General features: G+C 68.5%; 16 protein-coding genes and 1 pseudogene. 7 read left to right on the top strand and 10 right to left on the bottom strand.

All coding sequences use genetic code 11. The features are described from left to right. Positions 1 to 98: 98 nt before the first annotated feature. The 5 genes from ACQ450_RS02140 (at position 99) to ACQ450_RS02120 (ending at position 4,902) form a co-directional block, all read left to right on the top strand. Entirely contained in the window at positions 99 to 1,439 is a 1,341-nt protein-coding gene (locus ACQ450_RS02140) for an MFS transporter (protein ID WP_431470322.1), read from the top strand. 48 nt (positions 1,440 to 1,487) lie between these two features. After that, a complete protein-coding gene (locus ACQ450_RS02135) occupies positions 1,488 to 1,973 on the top strand; it encodes a hypothetical protein (RefSeq protein WP_431470321.1) in 486 nt (161 codons plus the stop codon). Between the two features lie 74 nt (positions 1,974 to 2,047). Then, positions 2,048 to 2,968, top strand: a complete 921-nt coding sequence (gene cysK, locus ACQ450_RS02130) for a cysteine synthase A (RefSeq protein WP_431470320.1) — start codon at positions 2,048 to 2,050, stop codon at positions 2,966 to 2,968. An 89-nt stretch (positions 2,969 to 3,057) separates the two neighbouring features. Further along, on the top strand, positions 3,058 to 3,384 hold the full coding sequence (locus ACQ450_RS02125) for a hypothetical protein (protein ID WP_431470319.1): 327 nt from the start codon (positions 3,058 to 3,060) through the stop codon (positions 3,382 to 3,384). Between the two features lie 111 nt (positions 3,385 to 3,495). Then, positions 3,496 to 4,902, top strand: a complete 1,407-nt coding sequence (locus tag ACQ450_RS02120) for a cell wall hydrolase (RefSeq protein ID WP_431470318.1) — start codon at positions 3,496 to 3,498, stop codon at positions 4,900 to 4,902. Here ACQ450_RS02120 and ACQ450_RS02115 read toward each other — a convergent pair. Genes ACQ450_RS02115 through ACQ450_RS02085 form a run of 7 tightly spaced genes read right to left on the bottom strand, consistent with a single transcriptional unit; the run spans position 4,899 to position 10,316 of the window. After that, positions 4,899 to 6,356, bottom strand: coding sequence for a PH domain-containing protein (locus ACQ450_RS02115; RefSeq protein WP_431470317.1), 1,458 nt, complete (start codon positions 6,354 to 6,356; stop codon positions 4,899 to 4,901). The genes ACQ450_RS02120 and ACQ450_RS02115 overlap by 4 nt on opposite strands. Then, positions 6,353 to 6,835, bottom strand: coding sequence for a PH domain-containing protein (locus tag ACQ450_RS02110; RefSeq protein WP_431470316.1), 483 nt, complete (start codon positions 6,833 to 6,835; stop codon positions 6,353 to 6,355). The genes ACQ450_RS02115 and ACQ450_RS02110 overlap by 4 nt, the downstream gene beginning before the upstream one ends. 52 nt (positions 6,836 to 6,887) lie before the next feature. Next, positions 6,888 to 8,690 (bottom strand): acyl-CoA dehydrogenase C-terminal domain-containing protein, encoded by a 1,803-nt coding sequence (locus tag ACQ450_RS02105; RefSeq protein ID WP_431470315.1) that lies wholly within the window; start codon positions 8,688 to 8,690, stop codon positions 6,888 to 6,890. Between the two features lie 11 nt (positions 8,691 to 8,701). After that, positions 8,702 to 9,130 carry a MerR family transcriptional regulator gene (locus tag ACQ450_RS02100; protein WP_188054888.1) on the bottom strand — a complete coding sequence of 143 codons (429 nt, stop codon included), beginning with the start codon at positions 9,128 to 9,130 and terminating at the stop codon, positions 8,702 to 8,704. A 31-nt stretch (positions 9,131 to 9,161) separates the two neighbouring features. Beyond that, on the bottom strand, positions 9,162 to 9,647 hold the full coding sequence (locus tag ACQ450_RS02095; RefSeq protein ID WP_431470314.1) for a hypothetical protein: 486 nt from the start codon (positions 9,645 to 9,647) through the stop codon (positions 9,162 to 9,164). A 14-nt stretch (positions 9,648 to 9,661) separates the two neighbouring features. Next, positions 9,662 to 10,024, bottom strand: a complete 363-nt coding sequence (gene hisI, locus ACQ450_RS02090) for a phosphoribosyl-AMP cyclohydrolase (RefSeq protein ID WP_431470313.1) — start codon at positions 10,022 to 10,024, stop codon at positions 9,662 to 9,664. 43 nt (positions 10,025 to 10,067) lie between these two features. Continuing rightward, positions 10,068 to 10,316 carry a DUF7218 family protein gene (locus tag ACQ450_RS02085; RefSeq protein WP_431470312.1) on the bottom strand — a complete coding sequence of 83 codons (249 nt, stop codon included), beginning with the start codon at positions 10,314 to 10,316 and terminating at the stop codon, positions 10,068 to 10,070. 126 nt (positions 10,317 to 10,442) lie between these two features. Here ACQ450_RS02085 and purF point away from each other — a divergent pair, with 126 nt between their 5' ends. After that, on the top strand, positions 10,443 to 11,897 hold the full coding sequence (gene purF / locus ACQ450_RS02080; RefSeq protein WP_188054884.1) for an amidophosphoribosyltransferase: 1,455 nt from the start codon (positions 10,443 to 10,445) through the stop codon (positions 11,895 to 11,897). A 19-nt stretch (positions 11,898 to 11,916) separates the two neighbouring features. Further along, on the top strand, positions 11,917 to 12,630 hold the full coding sequence (locus ACQ450_RS02075) for an SDR family NAD(P)-dependent oxidoreductase (protein WP_431470311.1): 714 nt from the start codon (positions 11,917 to 11,919) through the stop codon (positions 12,628 to 12,630). A gap of 16 nt (positions 12,631 to 12,646) precedes the next feature. Here ACQ450_RS02075 and ACQ450_RS02070 read toward each other — a convergent pair whose 3' ends face one another. From ACQ450_RS02070 to ACQ450_RS02060, 3 genes and pseudogenes are all read right to left on the bottom strand, one after another. Further along, a complete protein-coding gene (locus ACQ450_RS02070) occupies positions 12,647 to 13,822 on the bottom strand; it encodes a serine hydrolase domain-containing protein (protein WP_431470310.1) in 1,176 nt (391 codons plus the stop codon). Continuing rightward, the gene (locus ACQ450_RS02065; protein WP_431470309.1) at positions 13,819 to 15,078 is read right to left on the bottom strand and encodes a class I SAM-dependent methyltransferase; all 1,260 of its coding nucleotides are present in this window, start codon (positions 15,076 to 15,078) and stop codon (positions 13,819 to 13,821) included. Before ACQ450_RS02065 ends, ACQ450_RS02070 begins: the two co-directional genes overlap by 4 nt. A gap of 59 nt (positions 15,079 to 15,137) precedes the next feature. Then, positions 15,138 to 16,501 (bottom strand): annotated as a pseudogene (locus tag ACQ450_RS02060) (cryptochrome/photolyase family protein). Positions 16,502 to 16,580 lie beyond the last annotated feature (79 nt).

Raw genomic sequence — 16,580 nt, 5'->3', positions numbered from 1 at the left:
GCGCAGCGCGGCGCCAGTCCCGCGACTCGCCGAAATCCGCTCCCGGACGCAAAAAAACGCGATTGCCGAGCAGCAGCAGCGGCGACTAAGCGATCGTCATGTCCGCCACCGCACCGTCGCATCCGTTCCGCGTCCACAACTTCCGCGCCTATTGGGTCGCGCGGCTCTGCGCGACGCTGGGGCAGATGGCGATGGTGATCGTCATCGGCTGGCAGGTGTACGACATCGCCCGCGAGACGATGAGCGTGAAGGAGGCGTCCTTCCAGCTCGGCCTGATCGGCGTGGCGCAGTTCCTGCCGCTGCTGGCGCTCTCGCTGGTTGCCGGCTGGGTGGCGGACCGTGTGGACCGGCGCTGGATCGCGCGCGGCGCGGTCGCGCTCGAGGCAGGGTGCGCCTTCGCGCTCTGCTGGCTCACCTATAGCGGCGCCATCACGCTTCCCGCGCTGTTCGCCATCGCTGCGCTCCTCGGAGTGGCGCGCGCCTTCGCCGGCCCGGCGCTCCAGGCGCTGGCCCCGAACCTTGTTCCCGCCGCGATCCTGCCCACCGCGATCGCGCTCAGTTCGATCGCCTGGCAGGGCGGATCGGTGATCGGGCCGGCGATGGGCGGCTATCTCTATGCCGCCGCGCAATGGCTGCCCTATGCCGTGTCGAGCGGTCTGTTCACGCTTTCCTTCCTGATGCTGATGCTCATCACGCCGGTTCCGCGCCGCGCGATCAAGGGCGCGCGCAATCCCTGGGCGCAGATGGTGGACGGGCTGCGCTATGTCCGTCGCAACCGGCTGGTGCTCGGCGCGATCTCGCTCGATCTCTTCGCGGTGCTGCTCGGCGGCGCCACCGCGATGCTGCCGGTCTATGCCCGCGACATCCTGCATGTCGGGGCCGATGGTCTCGGCCATCTTCGCGCCGCGCCTGCGCTCGGCGCGGTGGTGACGGCACTGCTGTTTTCCTGGCGTCCGCTTCGTACCGAGGTGGGGCGCAAGATGTTGCTGGCGGTCGGCGCGTTCGGTGCGGCAACCGTTGTATTCGGGCTTGCCGGGCCGGTGCTCGAGCCGTTGATCGGGCCGGGCGCGGTCGGCCACGATTTCGCTCCTGCCGTGCTGCTCTCGCTGGCGGCGCTCTTCGTGCTCGGCGCTGCGGACATGGTCTCGGTCTATATCCGCCAGTCGCTCATCCAGCTCTATACGCCGGACGAGATGCGCGGTCGGGTAGGCGCGGTCTCCACCCTCTTCATCTCGGGCTCGAACGAGCTCGGCGAAGCGGAATCGGGGTTCCTCGCCGCGCTCATCGGCCCGGTGGCGGCGGTCGTCGGCGGCGGCATCGGCGCCATCCTCGTTACCGGTCTCTGGGCGCGGATCTTCCCCGAGCTGCGCCGCGCGCGCACCTTCGATCCGCCCGAGAGCTTCGAATTCACCTCCACCACGCCCTCCCCGGCCAAATAGCGGCATCGCCTTTACCGATCCTTCGGCTCTGCCGTGTACCGTCGCGGCATGGGGAGCATTCACACGGACAAGGGCCTCGCCGCACGCACCACCCAGCGCACGCGGTGGCGCCGACGCGACGCGCTGACCGCGTCCGACAGCTCGATTCCTCCAACTCCTCAGCCACGGACAGGCCCGCGCGCGGAGACGCGCGTGATCGGCGCGATGGTCGCCGTGATGGTGTTCATCTGGCTGAGCCGCGCCACTGCCGGCTGGCTGCCGCAGTCCTCGCTCCTGCCCGAGCCGCTCGGCGCCGGCGCCGTGCTGGTCGCGACCTATCTGGCGATCCTGTTCTCGCTGCTCGCGCCGCGCATCCGCAATCGCCTCGAGCTGCACGGGGAAACGCGCGTGCGCGGCTATTTCCTGGAAGGCATGTTGTGGCACGCACTGCTGGGCCCGCTGCTGATCTTCGTCGGAGCCTCCTACTATCTCAGCTTCGCGGCGGCCGGCGGCGCGGGCATGGTCGCCTATCGCTGGATGGACTGCGCGCGCTGAGCCGCCGCGCACCTTGCGTTCGCCATTTCCTCCCCCCAAGTCGCACGCCAACGAAACATCAGGAGGTGCATGCGATGAAGGCCCAGACGATCCTCGACACCATCGGCAACACGCCGCACATCCGCATCCAGCGGCTGTTTCCCGATGCCGAAGTCTGGATCAAGTCCGAACGGTCGAACCCCGGCGGCTCGATCAAGGATCGCATCGCTCTGGCGATGGTCGAGGCCGCCGAGAAGTCGGGCGAGCTGAAGCCGGGCGGCACGATCGTCGAGCCGACCAGCGGAAACACCGGCGTCGGCCTCGCGATGGTAGCCGCGGTAAAGGGCTATCAGCTCGTTCTGGTAATGCCGGAAAGCATGTCGATCGAGCGGCGACGGCTGATGCTCGCCTATGGCGCGCGCTTCGATCTCACCCCGCGCGAGAAGGGGATGAAGGGCGCGATCGAACGCGCGAACGAGCTCGTCGCGCAGACGCCGGGTGCGTGGATGCCCCAGCAGTTCGAGAACCCGGCCAACATCGACGTCCATGTCCGCACGACGGCACGCGAGATACTCGAGGATTTCCGGGACTCTCCGATCGATGTCCTCATCACCGGCGTCGGCACCGGCGGGCACATCACCGGCGTCGCCGAGACGCTGAAGAAGGAGTGGCCGGAACTGAAGGTCTATGCCGTCGAGCCCGAACTCTCTCCGGTGATCTCGGGGGGACAGCCCGGCCCCCATCCGATCCAGGGCATCGGCGCCGGGTTCGTCCCCACCAATCTGCACACCGGCTCGATCGACGGAACCATCCAGGTCGATGCCGCGGTCGCCAAGGATATGGCCCGCCGCGCCGCGTCCGAGGAAGGCATGCTGGTGGGCATCAGCTCGGGCGCCACGCTCGCGGCGATCCTGCAAAAGCTGCCCGACTTGCCGGAGGGTTCGCGCGTCCTCGGGTTCAATTATGATACAGGTGAGCGCTATTTGTCGGTTCCGGAGTTCCTTCCGGAAAGCTGAGAGACTCGCATGAACCCCTGCTTAACGATAGAATAGCCGAGTCGGGGGACAACGCTTGAGACTTCCGGGGGGAACTCGTGCGAAATGCGATGATCTGTATAACCGTCATGCTGGCCGTCTTTCTCGGGTGGCCGCTGGCTTTCGGAGGGGATGCGCCGAGCGGCGTTCGGGAGGTTCGCGCGGCTGCATCCAGTGCCGTCGTGGCGGCGCGCTCGGTGCCGCGGGATCAGGCAAAAGTCGTTCGAGCGGGGTTCGATCCGGACGTGTCCGGCGTCACCGAACGGCCCGAGAGCTGCTACAACCGCTTCCGCCGGGAGAATCGGGCGTGCGAGCGGGGCAATGCGGGTGCGGCGTGTCGCCTGAAGGCCTCCGACCAGTGGGATCTGTGCGAAGCGCGGGGCGTCTGGACCGACTGAACATCCGCTCGCGCTGAGCACTGGCCGTCGTGCGGCAGGGCGCGCGCGGCTCTGTTCCGCCCGGGCGGCCGCTGCGCTATGGACGGGCGCCTGCCCCGCACGGAGCGATTCTTGCCTGTTCCCTTGCCCGACCTGCTCCGGCGCCTCGATGCGCTCTGGCAACGCCACGTGCCGCCGGGCAGCGAACATCACGTCCCGTCGCACCTTGCTGCGGTGTTGGCGCTCGTCGGCATGCTCGCGATCGCCGTCCCCACCACGCTGGTCGCGACGACGCCGCGGATCGATTCGTCCGCGGTTGCCGCAGCCGACACGGCGGCTGACCGCAAGCCGGTCATCCCGGAAACCCGGCTGCCTCCGGTCGAGCCGGTTGCCCTGGCGGAAGTGACGCCCGACGACGCGCGTTCGATCAACGCCTCCGTACCATTCTCCACTGCGCCCAATCCGGCGGCGGCCGCGTTCCGCATCTTCGGCGACGCCGCCGACCAGGCACGGGCAGTCGATTGCCTTGCCTCCGCCGTCTATTACGAAGCGGGCGATGATCCCGTGGGCCAGCGCGCGGTCGCGCAGGTCGTCCTGAATCGGGTGCGCCACCCTGCCTTCCCGAACAGCGTGTGCGGCGTCGTGTTCCAGGGTGCCGAGCGCAGCACGGGATGCCAGTTCACCTTCACCTGCGACGGTGCACTGGCGCGCGCGCCCTCGCCCGCCGCCTGGGAGCGCGCCCGCGGCATCGCCCGCGCGGCGCTGCATGGCGAGGTCTATTCGCCCGTCGGCCACGCGACCCATTATCACACCGATTGGGTCGTTCCCTATTGGAGTTCGAGTCTCGAGAAGATCACCGAGGTGAATACGCATCTCTTCTTCCGCTGGACGGGCTGGTGGGGAACGCCCGGCGCGTTCCGCCGAGGCTATGCCGGAAGCGAGCCGATGGAGCCGCGTCTCGCCCGCTTGTCGGCGCTCCATGCCGGCGATGGAACCGAGGAGATCGCCGAAGGCGACGTGCTCGCTCCCGAGGACTTCCCCGACGCCGCCGTGCCGCGCCCGCTGGCCGGCGACTCGAACAGCTTTCTGGTGACGCTCGATCCCGCCATCGGCGCGGACAGCTTCGCGGCGCTGGCGATCCGGACGTGCGGCGCCCGTCCCTATTGCAAGTTCATGGCCTGGACCGACCGCGCGAGCACGCCGTCGCGCCTGCCGCTCAGCTCGCAACAGGTTGCGTCGATGGCGTTCAGCTATCTGCGCGACGAGCGCCAGGGTTTCGCCAAGGCGCTGTGGAACTGCAACCGCTTCGAGCGGCCCAGCCCGCTCCAGTGCATGCGCGCGCAGCCGCTCGCAGCTTCCACTCCCGAGCCGTCGCCGCCCGCGATCGACTCCGCCGCCGCACCGGCGCCGCTCGCCGGGGTGCGCCGCCGCGGCGAACCTCAGCCGGCGCCCAGTCCGGCGGCGCGTCCGCCGGTGCGGTTCACCGTGCCCGCGCCGGCCGCCTCGTCCAGCCCGGCCGCACCCGCCCCCGCGCCCTAGACGCGCTCGATCAATTCGCGCGCCAGCGCGACTGCATCGGCTTCGGCGACATCGGTCACATCCGGCCGCAGCAGCCCCGCCGCTCCGGCAGTATCGACGCCGACGGTGGCGACTCCCAGCAGCCGCTGGAGTGGCCCCTGCCGCACTGTCACCGTCTGGATTCGGCCATAGGGCACCACCCAGTCCTGCTGTGCCAACACGCCTCGGGCGACCTGGAAGCTCTCGGGCAGCAGACCGTAGCGGTGGAAGCGGCGGCCCAGCAGCGCACCGCCGAGCAGGAACGGCAGCAGAAATAGAATCGGCCAGGCAGGCGGGAAGAAGAAGACCGCTGCACCCAGCGCAAGCGCAGGCAGCAGCACGTGATGCACCATCGCGCGCGGCACGTGCCGCCACGAAACCGGCCGCAGCGCCAGCCGCTCGAACGCGGGCAGGCCCGCCTCCGCCATCAGCGCCGCGATCTCCTCGCGCCGGGCAAACGGCGCCAGCCGCTGCCTGCCGGACGCGTCGTTGCTGCCGCCCAGCGTCTGGACGGCAAGCGCTCCCCAGCCGAACGCGCCGGTCAGTCCGCCGCGCCGCACCAGCCCCAGCTGGATGCGGCGGATCGCCACCACCGTCTCGCTGCGCCGCACCAGTCCGGCCACGCGCCGCAGCCGCCCCTCCGCGCTCGTCAGGCGAAAGCCGAAGTCCCGCACCACCGTCCGGGCGAGCCCCGAAAGCACGCCGAGCACCACCGCAAGGGCAACCAACCCCAGCACCACCTGCACCGTGATCCGGGCACGGAGTTCGGCTTCGCTGTCCTCGACCCAATCCGCCAGATCGGCGATTTCGGCGCCGAACATGCCGCCGAACAGCTCGACCGCACCGAACAGCGCCGCCACCCACAGCATTGAGAAGCTGAGCAGCCCGAACAGCAGCAAGCGGCCGGGCGCGAGGCGGTAGAGCAGGCGCTCCTCCGGCTCCTCCTCCTCCGTGGCACTGGCGGTGCGCTGCCGCGGCGCGGCGCCGCGCACCACCGTTCGCAGCCGCCGCGCCTCCTCCAGCGAGACACATTCGAGCAGGCCCTCGTCGGTCTCGCTGCCACCCGTTTCGAAGCGCACACGGGCCAGCCCCAGCATCCGCGCGAGCAGGCCCTGCTCGATCGCCACGTCCTGCACGCGCTCGCGTGGGATCGACCGGCGATGCCGGCTGACGATGCCCCGCTCGATCACCAGCTCGTCGGCACTGACGCGATAGGTGAAGCGCCGCCACGCCAGCCAGGCGAACAGCAGCCAGATCGCGCCGCCGGCGGCCGCAAGGGCGATCACGACCGCGGGCGAGGCCCACTCGATCGACTGGAAGGCCACGGCGCCCGCCGCCAGCAGTCCGGCGACGTTCGACGGCGCGTTGCGGAGGATGGTGAGGACGGGCGCGAACGGGTGCAGCCGCCGCGGCGCGCCGTCGGCGTCCTCGCTCACCAGGGCCGTTCCGTCAGCTGGGCGCGGATCGCGTCGCGGATCTCCTCGGCCCCCGCGCGCGTGATGCCCGGAAGCGCCACGGTGGCGGCATCGGTCCCAGCCGTGTGCAGCACCAGCGTCGCCACGCCGCAGCCGCGCTCGATCGGGCCCTGCGCCACATCGATATGCTGAACCCGCACGACCGGAACGATGGTGTGGGCGCGAAACAGCCAGCCGCGCGCTACATGCAGCTCGCGCCCGGTGAAGGCATAGCCCCAGCGGCGCCATCTGCGCGGCAGCGCGATTATGGTGGTCCACACGGCGACCGCTGCCGCCGGCGCGATGATCCAGCCGTGCGCAAGCCCCAGCTCGGGAAGCAACAGCACGTCGCCGAGTGCGGCGGCGACGAGCAGGATCAGCGCCCCGATCGCGGCGCGCACGCGCAGAACTGTAAGATAGCCGCGCTCGAGCGGTTCCAGCGGGACGAGCGGCAGCGTCATGCCATGCTTATGGCCGCCGCCGCCGCTTCATCTCAAGCAAAACCGTACCGGCTCACGCCGCGGCGAACATCTCCGCATCAAGCGCCATCACTGCGTCGCTGCCGCTCTCCACCTGGCGGCGCAGCCCTTCGGACTGCGGCAGAATGCGCTCGGCGAAGAAGCGCGCGGTGATCTGCTTGGCCTCGAGGAACTTGGCGTCCTCGGCGCCCTGCGACAGCTGCTCGGTCGCCGCCTTCGCCATGCGCAGCCACATCAGTCCTAGCGCGACCGTCCCCATCAGGTTCATATAGGGATAGGCGCCGGCGCCCACGTGATTGGGGTTCTGGAAGCCGTTCGAGGCCAGCCACATGGTCGCGCCCTGCAGGTCGCCCAGCGCCTTCTCGAGCCGCTCGGCAAAGTCCTTCAGCTCGGCCATCTCCTTCGCCGCCGCGACTTCGTCGGTCACTACCTTGAAGAAGGCCTGCACGGCGCGACCGCCGTTCTGCGCCAGCTTGCGGCCGACCAGATCCATCGCCTGCACGCCGTTGGTGCCTTCGTAGATCATCGCGATCCGCGCATCGCGGACATATTGCTCCATGCCCCATTCGGCGATGTAGCCGTGGCCGCCATAGACCTGCTGCGCATCCGTCGCGACCTTGTAGCCGATGTCGGTGCCATAGCCCTTGATGACGGGGGTCAGCAGCCCGACCAGATCGTCGGCAAGCTGCCGCGCCTCCTCGTCCTGCGCCTCCTGTGCCAGATCGACCTGAAGGCCGCCCCACAGGCACAGCGCCCGCAGCCCTTCGGTCAGTGCCTTGGCTTCCATCAGCATGCGGCGCACGTCGGGATGGACGAACAGCGGATCGGCCTTTTCCTCGGGCTCCTTGGGCCCGGTCAGCGCCCGCCCCTGGCGGCGATCGGCGGCATAGACGACGGCGTTCTGATAGGCGACTTCGGCGATACCGAGTCCCTGCAGCCCCACGCCGAGCCGCGCCGCGTTCATCATGATGAACATCGCGGCCAGGCCCTTCATCTCCTCGCCGACGAGCCAGCCCTTGGCGCCGTCATAGTTGAGGACGCAGGTCGAATTGGCGTGGATGCCCATCTTGTGCTCGATCGAGCCGCACGAGACGGCATTGCGCTCGCCGAGCGATCCGTCGTCGTTCACCAGGAACTTGGGCACCACGAACAGCGAGATCCCCTTGGTGCTGTCCGGCGCGCCAGGCGTTTTCGCCAGCACCAGATGGATGATGTTGTCCGTCAGGTCGTGCTCGCCCGAGGAGATGAAGATCTTCGTGCCGCTGATCGAATAGCTGCCGTCGGCCTGCGGTTCGGCCTTGGTCTTGATGAGGCCCAGGTCGGTGCCGCACTGCGGCTCGGTGAGGTTCATCGTGCCGCCCCACTCGCCGGACACCATCTTGGGGACGTACTTCTCCTTCTGCTCCTGCGATCCCTTGGCGAGCAGCGCCGCGATCGCGCCGTGCGTCAGCCCCGGATACATGGCGAACGCCATGTTGGCGGAGATCATATATTCCTGGAACGCAGTCGAAACGACGTGCGGCATTTCCTGCCCGCCGAACTCGGCCGGAGCGGAAAGCGTGCCCCAGCCGCTCTCGACGAACTGGCGATAGGCTTCCTTGAAGCCTTCGGGAGTCGTCACGCTGCCGTCGTCATGGCGCGTGCAGCCCTCTTGATCCCCGGACTGGTTGAGCGGGAACAGCACTTCGGCCACGAACTTGCCGCCCTCGTCGAGCACCGCCGAAACCATGTCGGGGCTGGCGTTGGCGAAGCCGGACAGCTCCGCATAGCGGTCGAGGCCGATCACCCGGTCCAGGATGAAGCGAGTGTCGCGCACGGGCGGCGTATATTGCGGCATGTGATGGTTCCTCAGGCGTTAGGGTCGGGCTGGCTTTCCAGCAGATCGACGAACGCCGCCAGCTCGGCGATCGCTGCGTCGATGTCCTGCTTCTGCCGGTCGAGCAAGTCGATGCGGTTACGGCAACGCTCGAGCGTCACCTGGCGCTGCACGCTTCTGTCGTCGTCGACGTCGTACAGGTCGATCATCTCGCGGATCTCGGCCAGGCTGAAACCCACGCGCTTGCCGCGAAGGATCCAGGCGAGCCGCGCGCGATCGCGATGCGAATAGACACGAGTCGTCCCGCGCCGCTCCGGCGCGATCAGCCCCTCGTCCTCATAGAAGCGCAGCGCGCGCGCCGTGACCTCGAACTCGGCGCACAGGTCTGAGATCGAGAAATGCTCGCGGTCGGTGCGCGGCTCAATGGGCGCATAGCCCGAAAGATCCGGTGCGGCGGACATGGAGGATAATTAGCTTACCTTTACGTGAACGTCAACCCTCCGAGGCGCAGAGCTGCCGCCCGCGCGGATCACGCAGCGCCGCTGCCTCCGCTTCGGATTCGCTCAGCCGAGTCGCTTCGAATCCGGCGAAGGATGCGCGCTGGGTGCAGCGTTCGCCGCAGGCGCCGGGCACTTGCCCGGGAAAGCGGATGCGCTCGCCGTCGAATTCGGCGTCGAAACTGCATCCCTCGCCAAGCTCGACTCGCATCGTGTCGCCGGCCCGGCTCACGCGCCCGCTTCCGCTGCAGCCGATCCCGTCGCCGTAATCGACATAGGCGCCGACGCGATATCCATAGCCGTCCGGGACGATGCACAGCCGGTCGCCGTCGCGCGCATACAGGCCTGCTATCTCGGTCTCGGCCGGATCGCGCACCAGCCCGCGCTCGATGGCGGCGGTTTCCAGATCGGCTGTCGGCGCGGCGGCATTGCGATCGCCCGGCGCCGTTCCGTCCGAGCAGCCCGCGAGCAGAAGCAGCACGGCAGCGGTTCGCCTCATTCGACTCGCGCCAGCCGATCGCCTTCGATCCGGCGGTAGAAGCAGCTCGCCGCACCGGTGTGGCATGCCGGTCCCGCCGGATCGGCGATCACCCACACGGCATCCTGATCGCAATCGATCCGCACCTCGCGGACGCGCAGCACATTTCCCGACTCTTCGCCCTTGCGCCACAACCGCTTGCGCGAGCGCGACCAGAAATGCGCCTCGCCGGTCTCCACCGTGCGCGCGAGCGCCTCTGCATCCATATGCGCCAGCATCAGCACGGCGGCGCTGGCGGAATCGGTCACCACCGCAGTGATCAGACCTTCGGCGTTCCATTTCGGGTCGAGGGCCAGGCCCTTCTCGCGCATCTCGTCCATGCGCCCGTCTCTACGCGATCCGGCGCCACGCTCAATGCCGCGCTCAATGGTTGCGGATCGCGTCGATCAATTCGCCCTTGTCCATCTTGGAACGGCCCTCGATGCCGATCTCCTTCGCCTCGTCGTACAGCTCGTCCTTGCTGCGCTCGTCGAGCGTGCCCTTGCGCTGGCTGATCGAGTCGTTGGCTTGCGCGTTGGCGATTCGCGCAGCCTTCTCCTTCGAGGCGCCTTCGTCGCGCAACGCCTCATAGGTGTCGTCGTTCTTGATCTGGCTGCCGTGGTCCTTGGCCATGGGAAACCCTCCTTTCCCTGCGGAAAACTCCTGAATTCACCCCGAGTTCAAACGAGTGTGACAAAAGGGCGACAAACGCGTCCGCGATCCCTATATGCCGCGCGACACCATCTCCCCCGAGGGCCGATGCTGACCACCAATCCGTTCGATGATGACAAGCTGCGTGAGGAATGCGGCGTCTTTGGCGTCTCAGGAGCCGAGGGTGCTGCCGCGCTCACTGCGCTCGGCCTGCACGCACTCCAGCACCGCGGCCAGGAGGCCGGGGGCATCACCAGCCACGATTCCTACGGCTTCCACACGCGCCACGCGATGGGGCTGGTCGGCGAGACGTTCAACGACGAGGAAGTGATCCGCCGCCTCCCCGGCACCGTCGCCTGCGGCCATGTCCGCTACTCGACGACGGGCGAGACGTCGCTGCGCAACGTCCAGCCGCTCTATGCCGAGCTGGCGAGCGGCGGCTTCGCCGTCGCGCACAACGGCAACATCTCGAATGCAATGCGGCTGCGTGCCGAGCTCATCTCGCGCGGCTCGATCTTCCAGTCGACCTCCGACACCGAAGTCATCATCCATCTGGTCGCCACTTCGGGCTATCGCACGCTGCTCGACAAGATCGTCGACGCGCTCAAGCAGGTCGAGGGCGCCTATTCGCTGATCATCATGACGCCCGAGGGCATGATCGCCTGCCGAGACCCGCTCGGCATTCGTCCGCTGGTGATGGGTCGCCGCGGCGACGCGGTGATCTTCGCGTCGGAAACCGTCGCGCTCGACGTGGTCGGCGCCGAGTTCGAGCGGATCGTCGATCCGGGCGAGCTCATCGAAGTCCGCGGCACCGAAGTGACGTCGCATCGCCCGCTGCCGCCCCATGCGCCGCGTCCGTGCATCTTCGAATATGTCTATTTCTCGCGGCCCGATTCGCTCGCCGCGGAGCAATCGGTCTATTCGGTCCGCAAGGCGATCGGCGCCCAGCTCGCGATCGAGGCCCCGGTCGAGGCCGACATCGTGATCCCCGTCCCCGATTCGGGCGTTCCGGCGGCGATCGGCTATGCGCATCAGTCGGGCATCCCGTTCGAGCTGGGGATCATCCGCTCGCATTACATGGGCCGCACCTTCATCCAGCCGACCGACGCGGTCCGCCATCTCGGGGTCAAGCTCAAGCACAACGCGAACCGAGAGGTCGTGGCCGGAAAGCGCATCGTGCTGATCGACGATTCGATCGTGCGCGGCACCACCTCGTCGAAGATCGTGCAGATGATGCGCGATGCCGGCGCCAGCGAAGTGCATATGCGGATCGCCAGCCCGCCGACCAAACATCCCTGTTTCTACGGCGTCGACACGCCCGAGCGCTCGAAGCTGCTGGCGGCGCAGATGGACCTCGCCGAAATGACCGGCCACATCAAGGCGGACAGCCTCGCCTTCGTCTCGATCGAGGGGCTCTACAAGGCGCTTGGCGAGAAGAGCCGCTCGGCCTTCCGCCCCAGCTATTGCGACGCCTGTTTCTCCGGCGATTATCCCACGTCGCTCACCGATCAGGACGAGCGCGAGACCAACGGGCAGTTCGGCCTGCTTGACCCGGTCGCCTGACAGCCCCTAGGCGGCGCGCATGTCCGAAACGTCACTCTCCGGTAAGGTCGCGCTCGTCACCGGCGCCAGCCGCGGCATCGGCGCCGCCACTGCCAAGGCACTCGCGGCGCGGGGCGCCCACGTGATCCTCACTGCGCGCACCGCGGGCGCGCTCGAGGAAGTCGAGGAAGCGATCCATCAGGCGGGCGGCACTGCCACCATCGCTCCGATGGACCTCACCGAAAAGGATTCGATCGCGCGGCTCGCCGCTGCCGTCGCCGAACGCTGGCCCGCACTCGATATCCTGGTTCTCAACGCCGCGATGCTCGGCTCGCTCGCGGCCGTTCCGGCGATCGATTCGAAGGAGTTCGCACAGGTGCTGACGCTCAACGTCAGCGCCCAGGCGGCACTGCTCACGTCGTTCGATCCGCTGCTCCGCAAGGCGGAGGGCGGCGCGCGGGTGATCGGCCTCACCTCCAGCGTCGGCCGCAATCCGCGCGCCTATTGGGCCGCCTATGGCGCGTCGAAGGCCGCGTTCGAAACGCTGCTGCTCGCTTATGGCGAGGAAGTGCGCCACATCACCGGCATCCGGGTCGCGATCGTCGATCCGGGCGCCACGCGCACCAAGATGCGCGAGCGCGCCTTTCCCGGCGAGGATCCCCAGAGCCTCAAACCCCCCGAAGCCGTGGCGGAGCGCATTCTCGCGCTGGCCGTCAACGGCTTCGAAGTCGGGCATTTCGAGCGAGTAGACTAAGCCCGAGTGGCGGCGATCACTCGGCGTCGGTCGCGTCGATCAGCCGGTCGACGAACGCCGCCCGCTCCGCCCACAGCGCCGGATCGCTCGCGCGCGGCCATGCGCCGGAGATCACCACTACCGTGCGGCTCTCGGGGTCGATCGTGATGGTCTGGCCGAAAATCCCCTGCGCGCCATAGCGGCCTTCGGGATAGGTCCACCATTGATAGCCGTAGCCGAAGCCGCCTGGCCGCACCGTCGCGTGCGCCCGAGTCGCATCGGCCATCCATCCTTCGGGCACTACGCCCGGCGCGCCTTCCAGGATGAACTGGCCGAAGCGGGCATAGTCGCGCAGGCTCACCGAAAGGCAGCAGCCGCTCACCTCGTTGCCCGACGGATCGACCATCCACACCGCGTCGGTCTCCATGCCATAGGGCTGCCAGACCTTCTCGCTCAGATACTCCGCCAGGCTCTTGCCGGTGGCGTTGCGCACCAGCACGCCGATCAGATTCGTCTCGCCGGTCTTGTACACCCATTTGCTGCCCGGCTCGGCTTCGCGCTCCAGCCGGCGCATGAAATAGACGGTCGGGTCTTCCCCCGCCGGCACCGGCTCGAGGAACATGCGCGCGACATCCGAATTCGGGTCCGTATAGTCCTCGTTCCACCGCGCGCCCGAGGTCATCGTCAGCAGCTGCGCGATGCTCACCCCGTCATAGGCGCTGCCGGCCAGCTCCGGGATATATTTGGTCACCGGCTCGTCGACCGAGTCGATATAACCGTCGGCGATCGCCGCCCCCAGCAGCGTCGAGGTGAAGGATTTCGCGACCGAGAAGCTCGTCCAGCGCCCCTCGGGACCATAGCCGCGCGCATAGCGCTCGAGCCGGACCTTGCCGTCCTGCACCACGATCAGTCCCGCGATATTCTGCTCGGCGATGAACGCGTCGAGCGCGGCGGCGTCGATCGGCAGCGGCGCACCCGGCGGCAGCGGCCGGGGCGTCGCCGACGCCTCGACGACATGCACCGGAAACACCTTCTCCATGTTCGGAAAGTTCGCGTCGCGCTGCTCCTGCGACCAAAACAGCACCTCGGCACCCACCTGGCGCAGCCGGCTCTGCTCGGCTTCGCTCTGCGGCACGGCGGTGACCGGCGCGTCCTGTGCCGCCAGCGGGGTTGCCAGCGCCAGCGCCGACAGCATCAGAAACGTCCGCATCATCTCTCCTTTATCAGCGTGACTTGCGCGACATCGGTACTCCCGCCGCGAAACCCGCCCTCGCAATACATCAGATAATAGCGCCACAAGGCAATGAACCCGCTGTCGAATTCCGTCGGAAGCCGGCCCGCCGCCACTGCGGCGTCGAAATTCGCCCGCCACTGCCGCAGCGTCTCGGCATAGCTTGCGCCGAACGACACCCGATCCTCCCAGCGCAAGCCGCAGCGCTCGGCGATCGCCCTGAAGCGGCTTTCGTGGATCAGCAACCCGCCCGGAAAGATATAGGTCTGGATGAAGTCGACGTTGCGGGCATAGCCGGCGAACAGCGCATCGTCGAAGCTGATATACTGGATCGCCGCCCTGCCGCCCGGCTTCAGCGCGCGCGCGACGGCACTCAGATAGGCGCTCCAATATTCCTCGCCGACCGCTTCGACCATCTCGATGCTGGCGACCGCGTCGAAGCGGTCGTCGACTTCGCGATAGTCGGTAAGGGAAATGGTGACGCCATCCAGCCCTTGCCGTGCCATGCGCGCTTCGGCAAAGCGCTTCTGCTCGCTGGAAAGCGTGATGGCGTGCACCTTGCGCCCCGCCCGCGCAGCGGTTTCCGCGAACGATCCCCAGCCGCAGCCGATTTCCAGGATCGTGTCGCCCGGCGCCGTCCCGGTCCGCGCCAACATCACCTCCAGCTTCGCTGCCTGCGCCTCCTCGAGCGACTGGCCGGGAGCGGCATAGAGCCCGCTCGAATAGGTCATGCCCGGATCGAGCCACGCCTCGTAGAAGTCGTTGCCCAGGTCGTAATGATATTCGATGTTCCGACGCGCCCCGATCCGGCTGTTGCGGCGCAGCCAATGCGCGGCACGCTTGGCGAGCCGCGCGAGTCCGCTCGCCCGCGCCTGCCGCGCCAGCGTGCGGCGGTTGGCGCTGAACAGCGCGAAGAGCTGCACGGGATCGGGGCTCGCCCATTCGCCCGCCGCCCAGGCTTCGTACCAGCCGCTCGATCCGTCGAGCGCCAGCCGCAGCAGCGCGCGCCAGCTGCGCAGCTCGACGACCGCTGCGGGCCCCTGCGCACGGCCACCCAGCATTCGCCCGCTCCCGTCGGGAAGGGTGAGTTGAAGCGCGCCCAATTCCATGCGCGCATCGAGCTGGTCGAGCATCCTGCGGAAGAAGGGAGCGAAGGGCACCAGCAACCAGCCGCCCGGCGATGCGCCCGAACGTCCCCCTCCGTACCGACGGCCCCTGTTCCGCACCGGTGCGCTCATCGCCGCCCTAGATGCACGCGACGCCGCGCGCGGGCAAGCGGATTTGCGGCAACCCTCGTTCAGCCGAGCCGCGCCGCGGCCTCCAGCGCGCGTTGGCGGCCCTCGCGATGCGCCACGATCTTCGCGGGATAGGCCGCGGGGCGGCATCCCTCCGCCTCGGGATCGTGGATCGCCGCTGCGGACACCGCGGCCAGTTCGGGCACCCACTCGCGGATATAGGCGCCGGCGTCGAACCGCTCGGACTGGACGAGCGGCGCCATGATCCGCCCCCACATGTTCGAATCGATCCCGGTGCCCGAAACCCATTGCCAGTTCACGGCATTGTTGGCGTAATCGGCATCGACCAGCGTGTCCCAGAACCAGCGTTCGCCTTCACGCCAGTCGATCAGCAGGTGCTTCACCAGGAAGCTTGCCGCGATCATCCGAACACGGTTGTGCATCCATCCGGTCGCCCACAGCTGCCGCATCCCCGCATCGACGATCGGATAGCCGGTGCGGCCGCGCTGCCACGCGCGCAGATCCGCCTCTGCCCCGCTCCGCTCCGCCAGCGCAGCGCGTCGAACCTGGCGCGCCCGTTGCGCGCGCCATAATCGGGCATGTCGAGCACCAGGTTGCTTGCGAAGTCGCGCCAGGCGAGCTCCTTGCGGAACTTCATGCCGGCGTCGGCCGCCGCGACTGCGTTCCACAGGCTGCGCGGCGAGATTTCGCCGAAATGCAGGTGCGGCGACAGGCGCGCTGTCGCGTCCGCGCTCGGCAGATCGCGCTGGGCACTATAGGCGGCGACCTGCGCCGCGAAACGCTCCGCCTTCCGGTGCGCCTCGGCTTCGCCCGGCGTCCAGGCGTCGCCGAATGCGGCGGCCCAGTCGGGCTTCTCGGGCAGCAGCTTCCAGTCGGCCAGTGCCTCGCTTTCGGGCCATCGCTCGGGTGCGGGAATGCGGTGCGGGCTCGGGAGAGCGTCGCCGGGCGGCATCCGCTCGCCCAGCGCCCGCCAGAAAGCGGAATAGACCTTATAATGTCCGCCCGATCCGGTAGTGACCGCGCCGAGCGGCGCCAGGTGATTGCCGTCGTGCAGGGACAGCCGCTCGCCCAGCGCGTCCTCGGCCGCGCGCCACCAGGGTTCGGCATGGCGGATCGCGTGGATGCGCTCGGCGCCGGTTTCCCCGGCGAGCGCTCCGAGCACCTCGGCCGCCCGGCCGCGGCGCAGGATCAACCGCGCCCCCTTGTCTTTCAGCGCGTCGGCGAGCGCGGCGAGGCTGTGGTGCAGCCACCAGCGCTGCGCCGCGCCGATCCGCCATCTGCCCGGCGTCTCATCGTCGAGCACATAGACCGGAATCACCGGCCCCTCTCCGCAGGCGGCGGTGAGCGCGGGCTGGTCGTGCAGCCGCAGATCCTGGCGCAGCCACAGCAGCACGGGCTTCGTCATCGTTGTCGCATCCCCCGATACGGAACGACGCGCCCGCCCCGCCGGGGGAGGACGCGTCGCTGCGCTTGTGCCGGTTTCT

It is taken from the genome of Sphingosinithalassobacter sp. LHW66-3, from assembly GCF_050703275.1.
In the GTDB taxonomy this organism is placed as follows: domain Bacteria; phylum Pseudomonadota; class Alphaproteobacteria; order Sphingomonadales; family Sphingomonadaceae; genus Sphingomonas.
Note: the sequence above shows the minus strand (reverse complement) of the source record. Positions and strands in the feature narration are given on the sequence as shown.

What these genes read in the sequence shown, in the direction of transcription:
- ACQ450_RS02140 (WP_431470322.1), top strand. Translation starts at nt 99, where the DNA reads ATGTCCGCCACCGCACCGTCGCATCCGTTCCGCGTCCACAACTTCCGC.
- ACQ450_RS02110 (WP_431470316.1), bottom strand. Translation starts at nt 6,835, where the DNA reads ATGACGCTGCCGCTCGTCCCGCTGGAACCGCTCGAGCGCGGCTATCTT.
- ACQ450_RS02105 (WP_431470315.1), bottom strand. Translation starts at nt 8,690, where the DNA reads ATGCCGCAATATACGCCGCCCGTGCGCGACACTCGCTTCATCCTGGAC.
- purF (WP_188054884.1), top strand. Translation starts at nt 10,443, where the DNA reads ATGCTGACCACCAATCCGTTCGATGATGACAAGCTGCGTGAGGAATGC.
- ACQ450_RS02065 (WP_431470309.1), bottom strand. Translation starts at nt 15,078, where the DNA reads ATGAGCGCACCGGTGCGGAACAGGGGCCGTCGGTACGGAGGGGGACGT.
- hisI (WP_431470313.1), bottom strand. Translation starts at nt 10,024, where the DNA reads ATGGACGAGATGCGCGAGAAGGGCCTGGCCCTCGACCCGAAATGGAAC.
- ACQ450_RS02125 (WP_431470319.1), top strand. Translation starts at nt 3,058, where the DNA reads ATGATCTGTATAACCGTCATGCTGGCCGTCTTTCTCGGGTGGCCGCTG.
- ACQ450_RS02100 (WP_188054888.1), bottom strand. Translation starts at nt 9,130, where the DNA reads ATGTCCGCCGCACCGGATCTTTCGGGCTATGCGCCCATTGAGCCGCGC.
- ACQ450_RS02085 (WP_431470312.1), bottom strand. Translation starts at nt 10,316, where the DNA reads ATGGCCAAGGACCACGGCAGCCAGATCAAGAACGACGACACCTATGAG.
- cysK (WP_431470320.1), top strand. Translation starts at nt 2,048, where the DNA reads ATGAAGGCCCAGACGATCCTCGACACCATCGGCAACACGCCGCACATC.
- ACQ450_RS02075 (WP_431470311.1), top strand. Translation starts at nt 11,917, where the DNA reads ATGTCCGAAACGTCACTCTCCGGTAAGGTCGCGCTCGTCACCGGCGCC.
- ACQ450_RS02070 (WP_431470310.1), bottom strand. Translation starts at nt 13,822, where the DNA reads ATGATGCGGACGTTTCTGATGCTGTCGGCGCTGGCGCTGGCAACCCCG.
- ACQ450_RS02135 (WP_431470321.1), top strand. Translation starts at nt 1,488, where the DNA reads ATGGGGAGCATTCACACGGACAAGGGCCTCGCCGCACGCACCACCCAG.